This window comes from Ramlibacter ginsenosidimutans, from assembly GCF_016654015.1.
Classification (GTDB): Bacteria; Pseudomonadota; Gammaproteobacteria; order Burkholderiales; family Burkholderiaceae_C; genus Ramlibacter; species Ramlibacter ginsenosidimutans.
Genome location: NZ_JAEPWM010000002.1, coordinates 167,427 through 182,272 on the forward strand (window position 1 = coordinate 167,427; position 14,846 = coordinate 182,272).

Genomic DNA, 14,846 nt, shown 5'->3' on the forward strand with positions numbered 1-14,846 from the left:
CCTTCAGCAGCGGCGTGCGAGTTCCGCCGCCTTGCCGATGTACGCGGCGGGCGTCATTGCGAGCAGGCGCTCCTTCTCGGGCTCGGGGATCGCGAGCGAGCGGATGAGGGCGTGCAGGTCCTCGGGCGCGACCGTCTTGCCCCGCGTGACTTCCTTCAGCCTCTCGTAGGCGCCGTGCACGCCGTAGCGGCGCATCACGGTCTGGATCGGTTCGGCCAGCACTTCCCAGGCGGCGTCGAGGTCGTCGCGCAGCGCCTCCTCGTTCAGTTCCAGCTTGGACAGGCCGACCCCGAGCGCGTGATATGCGAGCGCGGCGTAGCCGAGGGCCACGCCCATGTTGCGCAGCACCGTGGAGTCGGTCAGGTCACGCTGCCAGCGCGAGATCGGCAGCTTTTCCGAGAGGTGCCGCAGCAGCGCGTTCGCCAACCCGAGATTGCCCTCGGCGTTCTCGAAGTCGATGGGGTTCACCTTGTGCGGCATCGTCGAGGAGCCGATCTCGCCTTCGCGCAGCCTTTGCTTGAAGTAGCCCAGGCTGATGTACCCCCAGGCGTCGCGGCACCAGTCCACCAGGATGGTGTTGGCACGCGCGATCGCGTCGAACAGCTCCGCCATGTAGTCGTGCGGCTCGATCTGGATGCTGTACGGCTGGAAAGTCAGGCCGAGGCCCAGGGGCTCGGGCGACTCGACCACCTTGCGGCTGAACGCCTCCCAGTCGAAATCGGGCCAGGCGGCGAGGTGGGCGTTGTAGTTGCCGACCGCACCGTTCATCTTGGCCATCAGCTTCACGCCGGCAATGCGCTCGCGCGCACCCGCGAGGCGGACCACGACGTTCGCGATCTCCTTGCCCACCGTGGTGGGGCTGGCGGTCTGGCCGTGCGTGCGGCTGAGCATCGGCACCGCGGCGTACTCGTGGGCCAGCGAGCGCAGCTTCTCGATCGTCGCATCCAGCGCGGGCAGCAGCACCTGCTCGCGCGCCGCCTTCAGCTGCAAGGCATGGCTGGTGTTGTTGATGTCCTCGCTGGTGCAGGCGAAGTGCACGAACTCGCTGGCGGCGCGCAGCTCGGGGCGCGCCTCGAACTTGGACTTGATCCAGTACTCGACCGCCTTCACGTCGTGGTTGGTGGTCTTCTCGATTTCCTTGATCGCGGCGGCATCCGCCTCGGAGAAATTCTTGACCAGCCCAAGCAGGTAGGTGCGTGCGCCGGGCGAGAGCGGCTTGAACTCGGCGAAGCCGGCGTCGGACAGCGCGATGAACCAGCACACTTCCACCTGTACGCGGCGGTGCATGTACCCCTGCTCGCTCATCAGCGGCCGCAGTGCGGCCAGCCGCGTGGCGTAGCGGCCGTCCAGGGGCGACAGCGCGGAAATCGGGGTGAGGGGCATGCCCGAATTGTAGGCGGCGCGGTGCGGGGCCTTTTCCCCGGGGCCATGTCGCAGGTGCACGACAGCGGTGAAAATCTCTTCCCCTAGAATGATTCCGTCCCCCTCCCCCCGCAGAACTCGAACACGGCAACGAACATGAAGTTGATCGGATCCACCAGCAGCCCGTTCGTGCGCAAAGTGCGCGTCGTGATGGCCGAGAAGAAGCTGGATTACCAGTTCGTCGAGGAGGACGTCTGGTCGGCCGACACCACGATCGCGCAGTCCAACCCCCTCGGCAAGGTGCCCTGCCTGGTCATGGAAGGCGGCGAGGCCCTGTTCGACTCGCGCGTGATCGTCGAATACCTCGACACGCTCTCCCCGGTGGGCAAGCTGATTCCCGCCATGGGCCGCGAGCGCGCGGAGGTGAAGACCTGGGAGGCGCTCGCCGACGGTGTGCTGGAGGCGCTGGTGCTCGCGCGCCTGGAGTCGCACTGGGGCGGTCGCCCGAAGGAGCAACGCTCCCAGGCCTGGATCGACCGGCAGGTCGGCAAGGCGCAGGCGAGCCTCAAGGCGATGAGCCAGGGGCTGGGCGAGAAGCCCTTCTGCGCCGGCATCTACCTCAGCCTGGCGGACATCGCCGTCGGATGCGCGCTCGGCTACCTGGATTTCCGCTTCCCCGAGATCGACTGGCGCACGACCTACCCCAATCTCTCGAAGCTGCAGGACAAGCTGATGCAGCGCCCGAGCTTCGCCGATACCGTGCCGGGCTGAGCCGGCCCCTTCCTTCGCCAGCGGCGCGCAGAAAGCGCAACGGCGGCGGGCCTGGTCAGGCTCGCCGCCGTTTGGCGCGGGAGAAAAATGCTGCGAAGCGCCCCGAAACGAAGAGGGAGGGAGGGAGGAGGAGAAGAGTCGCCTCGGGATTGCATCCTGTACCCGTGGGCCGGACGGCTTCGCAGCAGCAAAAATCGGTGTTCCCTGCCTCTGTGCCGGGATGGACCCGGCTGTGGCGGCTCCGGTTCCCGAGCCAAGCCGATCCGGACGGTAAATTTTTGTGAATCGGCCGCCCGGGTGGCTCAGCGCCTGGCGAGCTGCTCCTCGATCGCGTGCACCAGCGCCGCGTCGTCCGGCGTGGTGAGGCTCGAGTACTGGGCGACCACCTTGCCATCCCGCCCGACCAGGTACTTGTAGAAATTCCACAGAGGCGCGCGGCCGGTCTGCTGCGCCAGCGTGCGGAACAGCGGGTTCGCATCGTGCCCCCGGACCGCGCTGATGCCGAACATGGGGAACTGCACGCCGAAGGTGTTCTCGCAGAAGTCGGCGACCTCCTTGTTGCTGCCCTTCTCCTGGTTGAAGTCGTTGGAGGGGAAGCCCAGGACCGCGAAGCCGCGGCCGCGGTACTTCGCATGGAGTGCTTCCAGGCCCTTGTACTGCGGCGTGAAGCCGCAGTAGCTGGCCGTGTTCACCACCAGCAGCACCTGGCCGCTGTACTGGCAAAGGGATTGCGGCTTCTCGTCCTGCAGGCGCGGGAAGGTGTGCTGCAGCAGGACGGGGCAGGCAGTGGGCGCCGCCGGCTGCGCGGGCTGCGCCGCTGCGGGAGTGGCCGCGCAGGCGCAGGCGACGGCGGCGGCAGCGATCCAGGGAGCGAGCAGGTTCTTCATGAAACGGGATGGTGGCCCTGCGGCAACGTCCTTGCCCGGGGCGCCCGGAAAGACCGCGCGGACGTGCAGGCCGTCACGGATCGCCCCACGCAGGCCCAGGCGGCGGCCCGCAGCCGAGCACGACCGGCCCCCGCCGCCTAGAATCCCGGTTGTACCAATGTCTGCCGCCATGCTCTATCCCGAACTGTTCAAGCAACTCGAGTCCGTCCGCTGGGACATGGACAAGGACATCCCGTGGGACCAGTTCGACGGCTCCCGGCTTTCCGAAGAGCAGGCGCAGACGATCAAGATGAATGCGATCACCGAGTGGGCCGCGCTGCCCGCGACGGAGATGTTCCTGCGCGACAACCGCAACGACAGCGACTTCTCCGCGTTCATGTCGATCTGGTTCTTCGAGGAGCAGAAGCACTCGCTGGTGCTGATGGAATACCTGCGCCGCTTCCGTCCCGACCTGGTGCCCTCCGAGCAGGAACTGCACGAGGTGCGCTTCGAATTCGAACCGGCTCCCGCGCTGGAAACGCTGATGCTGCACTTCTGCGGCGAGATTCGCCTGAACCACTGGTACCGGCGTGCCGCGGAATGGCACAGCGAGCCGGTGATCAAGCACATCTACCAGACGCTGAGCCAGGACGAGGCCCGCCACGGCGGCGCCTACCTGCGCTACATGAAGCGGGCGATCGGCAAGTTCGGCGTCGATGCCAAGGCCGCGTTCGCGAAGGTGGGCGTGCTCATGGCCAGCGCCCGCCGCACCGCGCAGGCTTTGCACCCGACCAACCTGCACGTCAACAAGTCCCTGTTCCCGCGCGACACCATCCAGTCGCGGCTGCCCAATCCCGAGTGGCTGGAGCACTGGCTGGACAAGCAGATCGACTTCGATGCGGTGTGGGAGAACAAGGTGGTCGAACGCATCCTGCACAACCTGAGTCTGCTGATGGACCGCAGCTTCAAGAGCGTGCAGGACCTCAATCGCTACCGCAAGGAACTGCAGGCCGGCCTCGCCGGCGGCGCGGTGCCGAACGCCGCGTGATCGCGGCGCGGTGCGCGCGGGTGGTCGCGTGAGCGAGCCGGCCTTTCTCGCCAAGATCGTCGGCCGGCGCGAGGCCGCCGAGCGCATGAAGCACCTGCCCGCACCGGTGGTGTTCACCAATGGCGTGTTCGACGTGCTGCACCGGGGACACGTCACCTACCTCGCGCAGGCGCGCGCGCAGGGCGGCAGCCTGGTCGTCGCGCTGAACACCGACGCGTCGGCTCGCCGGCTCGGCAAGGGCCCGGACCGGCCACTGAACACAGAAGCCGATCGCGCCGTCGTGATCGCGGCGCTCGAAGCCGTCGGCATGGTCACCTTCTTCGACGAGGACACGCCGGTGCAGTTGCTGGCCGAATTGAAGCCGCAGGTGTACGTCAAGGGCGGCGACTACGACATGCGCAAGCTGGCGGAGACGGCGCTGGTGGAGGGCTACGGCGGCCGCGCGCTCGCGATTCCCTTCGTCGACGGGTATTCGACGACGCGCCTGGTGGAGCGGATCCGCGGCGGATCCTGAGCGCCGCGCGGACGGCGCCGGCTGGGGCGTCCCGCCCCCTTCCCGCAAGAACCTGCAGCTTCGCCCGATCTTCCTACGCGGGCCGCGAGGGCGCACCGTGCGCATCGGTACTGGCCGGCTTGCGCTTGCGCTGTGCGTGCCGGCGGCGCAGGAAGTGCTCGGTGTCGTCCACGGACTCGAACACCACCGGCACCACCAGCAGGATCGAGTTCTTCGTCGCCATGCCCATGAGCATGATCAGCCCGATCAGCGAAGGCATCGAAAAGCTTTTCTGCGCGATCGGCAGTCCGACGAAGCGCCGCCCGGGCCCGGCGGCAGCGCGCTCAGGATGGTGAGCGGGTGCAGGAAGTCCTTGAACGGCAGCACCAGCACGATGTAGATGCAGAAGCACGCCGGTGAGCATCGCCAGCCCGAAGCTCGCGAACAGCTCGCCCATCATCTCGGCGTCCCCGCAGGTGCAACGAGCGTCAGCCGAACACGTGCCGCCAGAGCGCGAGGATGGCGTCCCGCTCGGTGATGAGCTGGTCGGCCGGCACCTGCGTGGCCTCTTCGTTCAGTCGGGCGTGGTGCTGGTGGCGGCGCAGCTCGCGATAGGCCGAAGCCGCCGCCTGCCCGACGCTGGCCGGCAGCAGTCCCGCCGCTTCGGCGCGCTGCAGCAGCGCGATGTTGCCCACGTTGGGGATCAGCTCCGGATGGCGGCGCGACTGCGACAGCACCAGGAACTGCACGGCGAACTCCGCATCCACCATGCCGCCCGGGCTGTGCTTCAGGTCGAAGCGGCCCGCCTTGACCGGCCGGGCGCTGCGCACCTTCTCGCGCATCGCGACGATCTCGCGCTTCAGCGCCGCCACGTCACGCTGTGCGGTGATCACGTTCTCGCGCACCGCGTCGAAGCGCGGTCGCAAGGACTCGAGCCCGGTGACGAAGCGCGCGCGCGTCATCGCCTGGTGCTCCCAGGTCCACGCGGTGTTGCTGCCGCGGCCTTCCTGGTAATTGGCGTAGGCGTGGAAGGTCGTCACCAGCAGGCCGGAGTTGCCATTCGGGCGCAAGGCGGTGTCGATCTCGAACAGGTCGCCCTCGGCCGTCTTGGTGGACAGCCAGTTGATGATCTTGCGCACGTAGGCCGCGTAGATCTCGGGCGCGCGCTCGTCCTCGTCCTCGTAGACGAACACGATGTCCAGGTCGCTGCCGTAGCCCAGCTCCTTGCCGCCGAGCTTGCCGTAACCCAGGATCGCGAAGCAGGGCTGCTCGCGGTGGCGCTGCTTCAGCCGGTCCCAGCACCAGCGGGCGGTGACCCGCAGGGTGCTGTCCGCCAGCGCGCTCAGTTCGTCCGCCACCTGCTCCACGCTGAGTGCGCCTTCGACGTCGCGCGCGAGCGTGCGGAACAGTTCGGCGTGGTGGGCGCGCCGCAGCAGGTTCAGCATCGTCTCGTCGTCGTCCTCGCCCGTGATGGTGACGGAACGCCGCCGGTGTTCCAGCTCGCGCTCGAAGTCGTCGGCACTGAAGCGTTCCTTCAACAGCCCGTCGCTCGCCAGTTCGTCGATCACGCCCGGATGCTGCAGCAGGTAGCGCGCCGGCCAGCGCGCGGCGCCCAGGACGCGCAGCAGCCGTTCGTGCACGCCGGGACGTTCCCACAGCAGCGCCAGGTAGCTTTCCCTACGCAGCAGCGGCTCGATCCAGTCGGCCATGCGCACCGCCGCTTCCTCGGTGACGCGGCCCTCGCGCAGCCACTGGGCCGTGCGGCCCAGCAGGCGCGCCAGCCGCTGGCGGGCGTCGTCACGCAAGGCCAGCACGCGCGGGTGCTGGCGCCAGCGCTCGATGCGCACCTGCAACTGCGCGGGCAGGGTTTCGATCAGCGCGTCGAGATCCGGAGGCGCCGCCTTGCCGTTCTTGCCGTTGCAGCCCTTGCACTCCACGTTGCCGCCCAGCAGCCGGTCGAACTCGTTCGCGACGAACTCGCGATGGCCGTCCAGTTCGTGCAGGAACGGACAACAGTCCGCGTAGCCCATGGTGTGGGCGATCCAGGACAGGTCGGAGCCGTCGTCGTCGTCGCGGCAGCCCATGGGCAGCACGTGCGTCTGCTGGTCGTCCAGGTACTGGATGCGGTGCTCGACCCGGCGCAGGAAGGTGTACGCATCGGCCAGGGCCTGCGCGGTCTGCTCGGACACGAGCCCGGCAACCGCGAGCCGTTCCAGCGCCTGCAACGTCGGCCGCGTGCGCAGTTCGGGGAACTGGCCGCCGCGCACGACCTGCAGCAACTGCACGATGAACTCGATCTCGCGGATCCCGCCGCGCGACAGCTTCACGTCGTTGGCGCGCTCGGGCCGGCCCGCCGCGCGCCGCGCCGCGTGTTCCCGAATCTGGCGGTGCAGCGTGCGCAGCGCCTCGAATACCGCGTAGTCCAGGTAGCGGCGGAACACGAAGGGCAGCACCACCGCGCGCAGGGCCTGGGCCGAACCGTCGTTCACGCAGCTGCGCGGGGCGACGACACGGCTCTTCATCCAGGCAAAGCGCTCCCATTCGCGGCCCTGCACCTGCAGGTAGTCCTCCAGCGCGCCCAGCGACACCGCCGACGGGCCGGAATTGCCGTTCGGGCGCAGGGCCAGGTCGACGCGGAACACGAAGCCGTGCTCGGTCACGTCGCCGATCAGCCCGAAGACGGTCTTCACCGCCTTCGCGAAATATTCATGGTTCGTGATGCGGCCGCGTCCCTGCGCGGTGCCGGCGGTCTCGCCGTCCTGGTCGTACACGTAGACCAGGTCGATGTCGCTGGACACATTGAGCTCGCGCGCGCCCAGCTTGCCCATGCCGATCACCCACAGCTGCGCACGCGCTCCCTCGGGGGTCAGCGGCGCACCGTGCAACTGGTCGAGGTCGGCAAAGGCCTGGCCGCATGCGATGTCCAGCGCGAGCTCCGCCAGGCAGGTCATGGCGGTCGTCACGGTGGCCAGCGGCGCCCGTTCGTCGCAATCGAGCACGACCAGTCGCTCCAGCACCAGCTGGCGCATGATGCGCAGCGCCGCCGATACGGCATGTCCACGCGCCCGCAGCGCTTCGTAGGCGGCCCGCATGGTGTCCGGGGTCGGAGCCCCGGGGGCGAGCAGCGTCAGTTCCTCGGCGTAGCGCCGGCGCAGCCGCTGCACGAAGCGCGATTGCCCGGACAGCGAAGTGGGTTCGCTGCCGGCGCTGCCTGCGGCGCCGGCCCCCCCATCGACGGGGGCTTCGCCCTGCATTGGCGGCGAACCCAGCGCGGCGCCGAGGGTCATAATTCCTGCCTGCTCGATGTATTCATGAATGCGACGCCGCCGAATCCCTCACGCACGCTGAGGTTGTTTGCCGCAGCGGTCAAGTGGTCCCTGTGGCTGCTGTTGGCCGCGGGACTGCTCATGGCTTTGGCCTGGGGTGCGCTCCATGAGTTCATTGTGCCGCGAATCGGCGAGCTTCGCCCCGCGCTGGAATTGCGCGCGAGCCAGGTGCTCGGCGTGCCGGTGCGCATCGGCCGCATCAGCGCTCGCAGCGAGGGCCTGATCCCGTCGTTCACCTTCCAGGACGTCGAGTTGCTGGACGCGCAAGGACGTGCCGCGCTCACCCTGCCCACGGTGGTCGCGGCGCTGTCGCCGCGGTCGCTCTGGAACCTCGGCTTCGAGCAGCTTTACATCGACCAGCCGCGCGTCGACATCCGGCGCGACCGCGGAGGCCGCATCTTCGTCGGCGGCCTGGATCTCTCGCGCAGCAGCGACAACGAGGGGCGGGCAGCGGACTGGTTTTTCAACCAGACCGAGGTCGTCCTGCAGGGCGGCTGGATCCAGTGGACGGACGAACAGCGGGGCGCCGCGCCACTGGTGCTCAGCCAGGTCGACTTCGTCGCCCGCAACGCGCGCAACCGCCACATGCTGCGCCTCGACGCGACGCCGCCGCGCGACTGGGGCAAGCGCTTCACGCTGGTGGGCCTGTTCCGCCAGCCGCTGCTGTCCTCGCACCCGGGGCGCTGGCAGCAGTGGAGCGGCCAGGTGCATGCCGACTTCGCCTGGGTCGACCTGTCCCAGCTGCGCCAGCAGGCCGACCTCGGCATCGACATCGCGCAAGGCCGGGGCCGCCTGCGCGCCTGGGCCGACGTGAGCCAGGGGCAGGTCGTGGGCGGGACGGCCGACGTGGCGCTCACGGACGTCAGTGCGACGCTGGGGCCGCAACTGCAGCCGCTGGAGCTGCAGTCGGTCTCCGGGCGGGTCGGCGGCAAGCGACTGGCCACCGGCTTCGAGCTGAAGACCGAGGACCTGCAATTCCTCACGCGCGACGGCCAGCGTTGGCCGGGCGGCAACGTCGCGCTGGCGTGGACGGAGGCCGAGGGCGATGCGCCCGCGCGGGGTGAGCTGCAGGCCGACCGGCTCGACCTGGGTGCGCTGAGCCAGGTCGCTGCACGCCTGCCGCTCGATGCGACCACGCATGCGGCGCTGCAGGCCTATGCGCCGCGCGGGCTGGTGGAGAGCGTGCAGGCGCGCTGGCAGGGGCCGCTGGAAGCGCCGCTGAAATACGAGGCGCACGGCCGCGCCGTTCGCCTGGAGCTGGCGTCCCGCCCGGGCGGCGACGGTCATGCGGCAAGTCCCGGCGTCCGCGGTGCCGCGCTGGACTTCGACCTGACCCAGACCGGCGGCAAGGCGCGCGTCGCCATCGCGCAGGGTGCGCTGGAATTCCCGGGCGTGTTCGAAGATCCGGTGTTGCCCCTGGACAAGCTGGATGCGGACGTGCAGTGGCAGCTCGAAGGCGACCAGATCGCCGTGCGCGTGGACAAGGCGCGCTTCAGCAACGCGGACGCCGAGGGCGACCTGCGGGCGAGCTGGCACACCGGCGATCCGCGCAAGCAGGCGGGTGCGCGGCGCCTGCCGGGCCGCCTGGACCTGCAAGGCTCGCTCAGACGCGCCGACGGCACCCGCGTGTGGCGCTATCTGCCGCTGGGCGTGCCCAAGGCGGCACGCGACTACGTGCATGCATCGGTGCAGGCCGGGCGCGCGAGCGGCGTGAAGTTCCGCGTGCGCGGCGACCTGCAGCGCTTCCCGTTTGCCGACAACAAGGGCGGCGAGTTCCTGGTTACCGCGCCGGTCACCGACGTGGATTTCGCCTACGTGCCGCGGACCGGGCAACGCGGCCCGCAGTCCTGGCCGCCGCTCGCGCAGCTCACCGGCGAGCTGGTCTTCCAGGGCAACGGGATGCAGGTGAAGGGCGTGCGCGGGCAGGTGAAGGGGCTGCCCCACCTGCAGGTGCAGGCCGATGCAACGATCCCCGACTTCCACAGCCCGCAGGTGCAGGTGCAGGGAAAGATCGCGGGCCCCGTGGCCGATGCACTTGCGGTGGTGAACACCTCTCCCGCGGGCGGCATGATCAATCACGCGCTGGCCCGCACCACGGCCAACGGCAGCGCGGAGGTCGGCCTGCGCCTGGCGCTCCCGCTGCACGACGTGAGCCGCTCGCAGGTGCAGGGCACGGTCACCCTCGCCGGCAACGACGTGCAGCTCTCGCCGGACACGCCCTGGCTCGCGCGCTCGCGCGGCGTCGTGCAGTTCTCGGACAAGGGCTTCCAGCTCGCCGGCGTGCAAGCGCGCGCGCTCGGCGGGGACGTTCGCCTGGAAGGCGGCACGCGCACCGTCAACGGCGAAAGCAGCGTGCAGTTGCGGGCCCAGGGCACGGTCACCGCGGAAGGCTTGCGGCAGGCGCGCGAACTCGGCCCCGTCGCGCGGCTCGCGCGCGACTTGAACGGCAGCGCCGGCTACAACCTGGCGATCGCCTTCCGCCGCGACACGCCGGAGGTGCAGCTCACCAGCAACCTGCAGGGCATGGCCATCCACTTGCCGGCGCCGCTCGCCAAGGCCGCCGACACCGCGTTGCCGCTGCGTTTCGAGACCGCATTGACCCGCGACTCGCTCGCGCCGGGTGCACGCCTGCAGGAGCTGCTTTCGGTCGACCTCGGCAAGCTCGTCTCCGTCGCCTTCGTGCGCGACCTCGGCACGCCGGAGCCGCAGCTCCTGCGCGGCACCATCGCCGTGGGCCTGTCGCCCGGCGAGAGCGTGACGATGCCCGCCGAGGGCGTCGCTGCCAACGTGCAACTCGGGCGCATCGACGTGGATGCCTGGCAGAATGCCCTGGCCCGCATCACCGGCGCCGAAGGCACGCCCGGCGCGAACGCCCCTGGCGCGGCGCGTGCGGACAGCGGCAGCGCGGGCATGGGCTACCTGCCGGCCACGCTCGCCTTGCGCGCGCGGGAGCTCAGCGTTTCAGGACACACGCTGCACAACGTCGTCATCGGCGGCTCGCTCGACGCGCGCACCTGGCGCGCCAATGTCGATGCGCAGGAAGCCAATGGCTACGTGGAATACCGGCAGCCGCAATCCGCCGGCTTCGGCCGCCTGTATGCGCGCCTGGCCCGGATGAACATGGCGGACTCCGCCGCGAGCGACGTCGAGAACCTGCTGGAACAGCAGCCCGCGAACATCCCGGCCCTCGACGTGATGGTGGAGGACTTCGAGCTGAAGGGCCGCAAGCTCGGTCGCCTGGAGATCGACGCCGTCAATCGCGGCGCCGGCCCGGCTGCGGCCGGCGCCGCGCGCGAATGGCGCCTGAACAAGCTGGCGCTGACCACGCCCGAGGCGAGCTTCACCGCATCGGGCAACTGGGCGGCGCTGGGAGCGCAGGCCGGTGGCGCGCGCTCCAGCGAGCAGCGGCGCACCTCGATGAAGTTCCGCCTGGACATCGCAGACGCCGGCCAGGCGCTCGCGCGCTTCGGGATGAAGGACGTGGTGCGGCGCGGCCGCGGCGCGATGGAGGGGACCGTGTCGTGGCTGGGGTCGCCCATGGCGCTCGACTATCCCAGCCTCACCGGCAACTTCCATCTCGACGTGGAGAACGGGCAGTTCCTGAAGGCGCAGCCCGGGCTCGGCAAGCTCCTGAGCGTGCTCAGCCTGCAGTCGCTGCCGCGCCGCCTCACGCTCGATTTCCGCGATGTCTTCAGCCAGGGCTTCGCCTTCGATTTCGTGCGCGGCGACGTCGCCATCGACCAGGGCATCGCCGCGACCAACAACCTGCAGATGAAGGGCGTGAACGCCGCGGTGCTGATGGAGGGCAAGGCGGACCTCGCGCACGAGACGCAGGACCTGAAGGTGGTCGTCGTGCCCGAGATCAACGCCGGAACGGCTTCGCTCGTGGCCACCGCGATCAACCCGGCCATCGGTCTCGGCACCTTCCTGGCGCAAATGTTCCTGCGCGAGCCGCTCATGAAGGCGGCGACGCAGGAGTTCCACGTGGACGGCACCTGGGCGGATCCGCGCGTGGTGCACGTCGACCGCAATGCCACTGCATCGGCGCGCGGCATTGCGCCTGCCGCCGAACCCCCTGCCCGCTGAAGGCCTGACATGAAGATCGCTGCGCTCCAGACCGTCTCCGGCACGACCGTCCCCGGCAACCTCGAAGCCGCGCGCGCGCTGCTGGGCGAGGCCGCGGCGCAAGGCGCCGAGCTCGCGGTGCTGCCGGAATACTTCTGCCTGATGGGACAGCGCGACCGCGACAAGCTGGCGGTGCGCGAGCGCTTCGGCAGCGGGCCGATCCAGGACTTCCTCGCCGATCGCGCCAGCCGGCTCGGGATCTGGATCGTGGGCGGCACGCTGCCGCTGGTGGCCGAGAGCGACCAGCACGTGCGCAACAGCAGCCTGGTGTTCTCCCCGCAAGGCGAATGCGTCGCGCGCTACGACAAGCTGCACCTCTTTCGCTACGACAACGGGCGCGAGCAGTACGACGAGACGCGGGTGATCGAGCGCGGCGCCACGCCGCACACGTTCACGCTGGCCTCGCGCGACGGGCATGCCTGGCGCGTGGGCCTGTCGGTCTGCTACGACCTGCGCTTCCCGGAGCTGTACCGGGCCCTGCGCGCGGACCTGCTGCTGGTGCCCAGCGCCTTCACCTACGGCACCGGCCAGGCGCACTGGGAAGTGCTGCTGCGCGCGCGGGCCATCGAGAACCTCGCCTATGTCTGCGCGCCCGCCCAGGGCGGTGTGCACGAGAACGGCCGCCGCACCTGGGGGCACTCGATGCTGGTCGATCCCTGGGGCACGGTGCTGGCCGAGCGCGTGCAGGACGGGCCCGGCCTGGTGCAGGCGGACCTCGATGCGCAGCGCCTCGCGCAGGTGCGCGCCGAACTGCCGGCGCTGGACAACCGGATCCTGTGAGCCGCCGGGCCGCCCCAAGGCGAACCCCCCAGCGCGTAGCGCGGAGGGTATTCCTCTGAGCAGCCAGGTCCTGCCGCTGTCCGGCCTGCGCTACTTCTCCCACTGGCGGCGCGCCGGCTTGTGGGGGCTGCTGGCCGTGCTCGTGGTGGGCCTGCTGGCGGCGCTGGTGTACCTGGCCGCACGCTACGAGGCCAGCGTGGCGCAGGCCGCCGTCGAGCGGGACGTGGCCGATGCGCTCAGCGACATGCGCTCGGCGCTCACGCGCAACGTGCAGGAGCTGCAGGCGCTGGAGACCGGCCAGATGGACGCGGACGCGTGGCGCACGGCGGCCGAGGGGCTGCTGCGCCGGCATCGCGAATGGGTGCGCATCGAGTGGCGTGCGCCCAACCTCGAGGTGCTCTCCGCGGTCGACACGCCCTACCGCAAGCCCGTGTTCGAACGCCTGGGCCGCGGCAATTCGTTCCCCGAGGTGCAGCAGGCCTGTGCCACGGCCAGGCGCCTGAGCAGCCATGCGTACTCGGCCAGCCACTTCGAGCCCCAGCCCGATGGCCTGGGGCTGGAGTTGATGGAGTTGTGCCTGCCGGACACGGAGGCCGGCAAGCTCGAGGGCTATGTCGTCGCGACCTATTCGCTGACGGACCTGCTGGCCACGCAGATCGGCCCGCAGATGGGACGCAGCCAGGAGATCTCGTTCACCGAGGCCGACGGCACGCGGCTGGCGATGCACGGACTCGCCCACCGCGGCACGCGCGTGTACACGGCGCAGCAGCTGCTGGACCTGACCGGCAACACGATGGTGCTGCGCATGGACAGCTGGCGCCGCTCGGAGCCGGAGCTGTTTCCCAACGTGCTCACGGCGCTGGTCACGGTCATGTCGGTGGCGCTGGTCACGGTGCTCGTCATGCTGGCCAACGACACGCGCCGGCGGCTGCGGGTGGAACAGGACCTGGCGGACGCGCTCGCCTTCCGCAAGGCGATGGAGGACTCGCTGGTCACCGGCCTGCGCGCGCGCGACCTGCAGGGCCGCACCACGTACGTGAACCCCGCCTTCTGCCAGATGGTGGGCTTCCGCCCCGAGGAGCTGCTGGGCCAGGGCGCGCCGCCGCCGTACTGGCCGCCCGAGCGCGCGGAGGAATACGGCAAGCGCCAGCAGGTGCGCCTCACCGGCGGCAACCGGCCGCCGCGCGAAGGTTTCGAGTCGGTGTTCATGCGCAAGGACGGCACGCGGCTGCCGGTGCTGATCATCGAGGCGCCCCTGATCAACGCCCAAGGCTTGCAGACGGGATGGATGAGCGCGGTGCTGGACATCAGCGAGCAACGCCGCGTCGAGGAGCTGTCGCGCGCGAGCCAGGAGCGCTTGCAGGCGACCGCGCGGCTCGCCACGGTGGGCGAAATGGCGTCGCTGCTGAGCCATGAGCTGAACCAGCCGCTGGCCGCCATCGCGAGCTACGCCACCGGCTCCATGAACCTGCTGCAGCATGCGCCGCCTCCGGCCGCGGACCTGCAGCTTGCGATGCGCCGCATCGCGGAGCAGGCGGACCGCGCCGGTCGCGTCATCAGGAGCGTGCATGACTTCGTGCGGCGGCGCGACCAGGCGCGCGAGGTGGTCGCGGCCGATGCGCTGATCGAGGCCGTGCTGCCGCTGGTCAACCTGCAGGCGCGCAAGCTGGGCGTGCATGTCGAGGTCCGGGTGGACGCCGGCCTGTCGCCCGTGGTGTGCGACCGGACCATGGTGGAGCAGGTGGTGCTGAACCTCGCGCGCAATGCGATGCAGGCCATGGACGAAGCGCGCGTGGCGCGGCCGGAGCTGGTGGTGCGGGTGCGCGCGGCGCCCGCCGCGGAGGGCGGCAAGCGCTGGCTGGAATTCTCGGTGGCCGACTGCGGCCCGGGCATTCCCGAGGAGATCCAGCAGCAGCTGTTCACGCCCTTCTTCACCACCAAGGCCGAAGGCATGGGCCTGGGCCTGAGCCTGTGCCGCACGGTGGTCGAGCAGCATGGCAGCCAGCTGCTGTTCGAGCCGAACCAGCCGCAAGGTACGATCTTCCGTTTCACCCTTCCGGCCAAGGAAGCCTGAA

At 69.9% G+C, this 14,846-nt stretch carries 9 protein-coding genes and 1 pseudogene; 6 read left to right on the plus strand and 4 right to left on the minus strand.

The window, feature by feature from the left end; all coding sequences use genetic code 11:
- Positions 1 to 3: 3 nt before the first annotated feature.
- The gene (gene purB / locus JJB11_RS06700) at positions 4 to 1,383 is read right to left on the minus strand and encodes an adenylosuccinate lyase (protein ID WP_201167512.1); all 1,380 of its coding nucleotides are present in this window, start codon (positions 1,381 to 1,383) and stop codon (positions 4 to 6) included.
- A 135-nt stretch (positions 1,384 to 1,518) separates the two neighbouring features.
- Between purB and JJB11_RS06705 the strand changes: the two genes are divergently transcribed.
- Entirely contained in the window at positions 1,519 to 2,133 is a 615-nt protein-coding gene (locus tag JJB11_RS06705; protein WP_201167515.1) for a glutathione S-transferase N-terminal domain-containing protein, read from the plus strand.
- 302 nt (positions 2,134 to 2,435) lie between these two features.
- Here JJB11_RS06705 and JJB11_RS06710 read toward each other — a convergent pair whose 3' ends face one another.
- Positions 2,436 to 3,020, minus strand: coding sequence for a glutathione peroxidase (locus tag JJB11_RS06710; protein WP_201167518.1), 585 nt, complete (start codon positions 3,018 to 3,020; stop codon positions 2,436 to 2,438).
- A gap of 169 nt (positions 3,021 to 3,189) precedes the next feature.
- On the opposite strand from JJB11_RS06710, the gene JJB11_RS06715 reads away from it, so the two are divergent.
- Both JJB11_RS06715 and rfaE2 read left to right on the plus strand, forming a co-directional pair.
- On the plus strand, positions 3,190 to 4,047 hold the full coding sequence (locus JJB11_RS06715) for a ferritin family protein (RefSeq protein ID WP_201169032.1): 858 nt from the start codon (positions 3,190 to 3,192) through the stop codon (positions 4,045 to 4,047).
- Between the two features lie 85 nt (positions 4,048 to 4,132).
- Complete coding sequence (gene rfaE2 / locus JJB11_RS06720) at positions 4,133 to 4,561, plus strand: D-glycero-beta-D-manno-heptose 1-phosphate adenylyltransferase (RefSeq protein WP_201169035.1); 429 nt, start codon at positions 4,133 to 4,135, stop codon at positions 4,559 to 4,561.
- Between the two features lie 193 nt (positions 4,562 to 4,754).
- Here rfaE2 and JJB11_RS06725 read toward each other — a convergent pair.
- Both JJB11_RS06725 and glnE read right to left on the minus strand, forming a co-directional pair.
- Positions 4,755 to 5,012, minus strand: a pseudogene (locus tag JJB11_RS06725) (efflux RND transporter permease subunit); the annotation flags it as partial.
- 16 nt (positions 5,013 to 5,028) lie between these two features.
- Positions 5,029 to 7,827 (minus strand): bifunctional [glutamate--ammonia ligase]-adenylyl-L-tyrosine phosphorylase/[glutamate--ammonia-ligase] adenylyltransferase, encoded by a 2,799-nt coding sequence (gene glnE / locus JJB11_RS06730; protein ID WP_242528868.1) that lies wholly within the window; start codon positions 7,825 to 7,827, stop codon positions 5,029 to 5,031.
- A gap of 24 nt (positions 7,828 to 7,851) precedes the next feature.
- Between glnE and JJB11_RS06735 the strand changes: the two genes are divergently transcribed.
- Genes JJB11_RS06735 through JJB11_RS06745 form a run of 3 tightly spaced genes read left to right on the plus strand, consistent with a single transcriptional unit; the run spans position 7,852 to position 14,845 of the window.
- On the plus strand, positions 7,852 to 11,952 hold the full coding sequence (locus tag JJB11_RS06735) for a YhdP family protein (RefSeq protein WP_201167521.1): 4,101 nt from the start codon (positions 7,852 to 7,854) through the stop codon (positions 11,950 to 11,952).
- 9 nt (positions 11,953 to 11,961) lie between these two features.
- Positions 11,962 to 12,771: a carbon-nitrogen hydrolase family protein gene (locus tag JJB11_RS06740; protein WP_201167524.1), complete on the plus strand. Its 810-nt coding sequence runs from the start codon at positions 11,962 to 11,964 to the stop codon at positions 12,769 to 12,771.
- Positions 12,710 to 14,845 carry an ATP-binding protein gene (locus JJB11_RS06745; protein WP_201167525.1) on the plus strand — a complete coding sequence of 712 codons (2,136 nt, stop codon included), beginning with the start codon at positions 12,710 to 12,712 and terminating at the stop codon, positions 14,843 to 14,845. The genes JJB11_RS06740 and JJB11_RS06745 overlap by 62 nt, the downstream gene beginning before the upstream one ends.
- The last annotated feature ends 1 nt before the right edge of the window (position 14,846 follow it).

Excerpts from the sequence above, each read along its gene's own strand:
- purB (WP_201167512.1), bottom strand. The coding sequence starts at position 1,383 with ATGCCCCTCACCCCGATTTCCGCGCTGTCGCCCCTGGACGGCCGCTAC.
- JJB11_RS06705 (WP_201167515.1), top strand. The coding sequence starts at position 1,519 with ATGAAGTTGATCGGATCCACCAGCAGCCCGTTCGTGCGCAAAGTGCGC.
- JJB11_RS06710 (WP_201167518.1), bottom strand. The coding sequence starts at position 3,020 with ATGAAGAACCTGCTCGCTCCCTGGATCGCTGCCGCCGCCGTCGCCTGC.
- JJB11_RS06715 (WP_201169032.1), top strand. The coding sequence starts at position 3,190 with ATGCTCTATCCCGAACTGTTCAAGCAACTCGAGTCCGTCCGCTGGGAC.
- rfaE2 (WP_201169035.1), top strand. The coding sequence starts at position 4,133 with ATGAAGCACCTGCCCGCACCGGTGGTGTTCACCAATGGCGTGTTCGAC.
- glnE (WP_242528868.1), bottom strand. The coding sequence starts at position 7,827 with ATGACCCTCGGCGCCGCGCTGGGTTCGCCGCCAATGCAGGGCGAAGCC.
- JJB11_RS06735 (WP_201167521.1), top strand. The coding sequence starts at position 7,852 with ATGAATGCGACGCCGCCGAATCCCTCACGCACGCTGAGGTTGTTTGCC.
- JJB11_RS06740 (WP_201167524.1), top strand. The coding sequence starts at position 11,962 with ATGAAGATCGCTGCGCTCCAGACCGTCTCCGGCACGACCGTCCCCGGC.
- JJB11_RS06745 (WP_201167525.1), top strand. The coding sequence starts at position 12,710 with ATGCGCAGCGCCTCGCGCAGGTGCGCGCCGAACTGCCGGCGCTGGACA.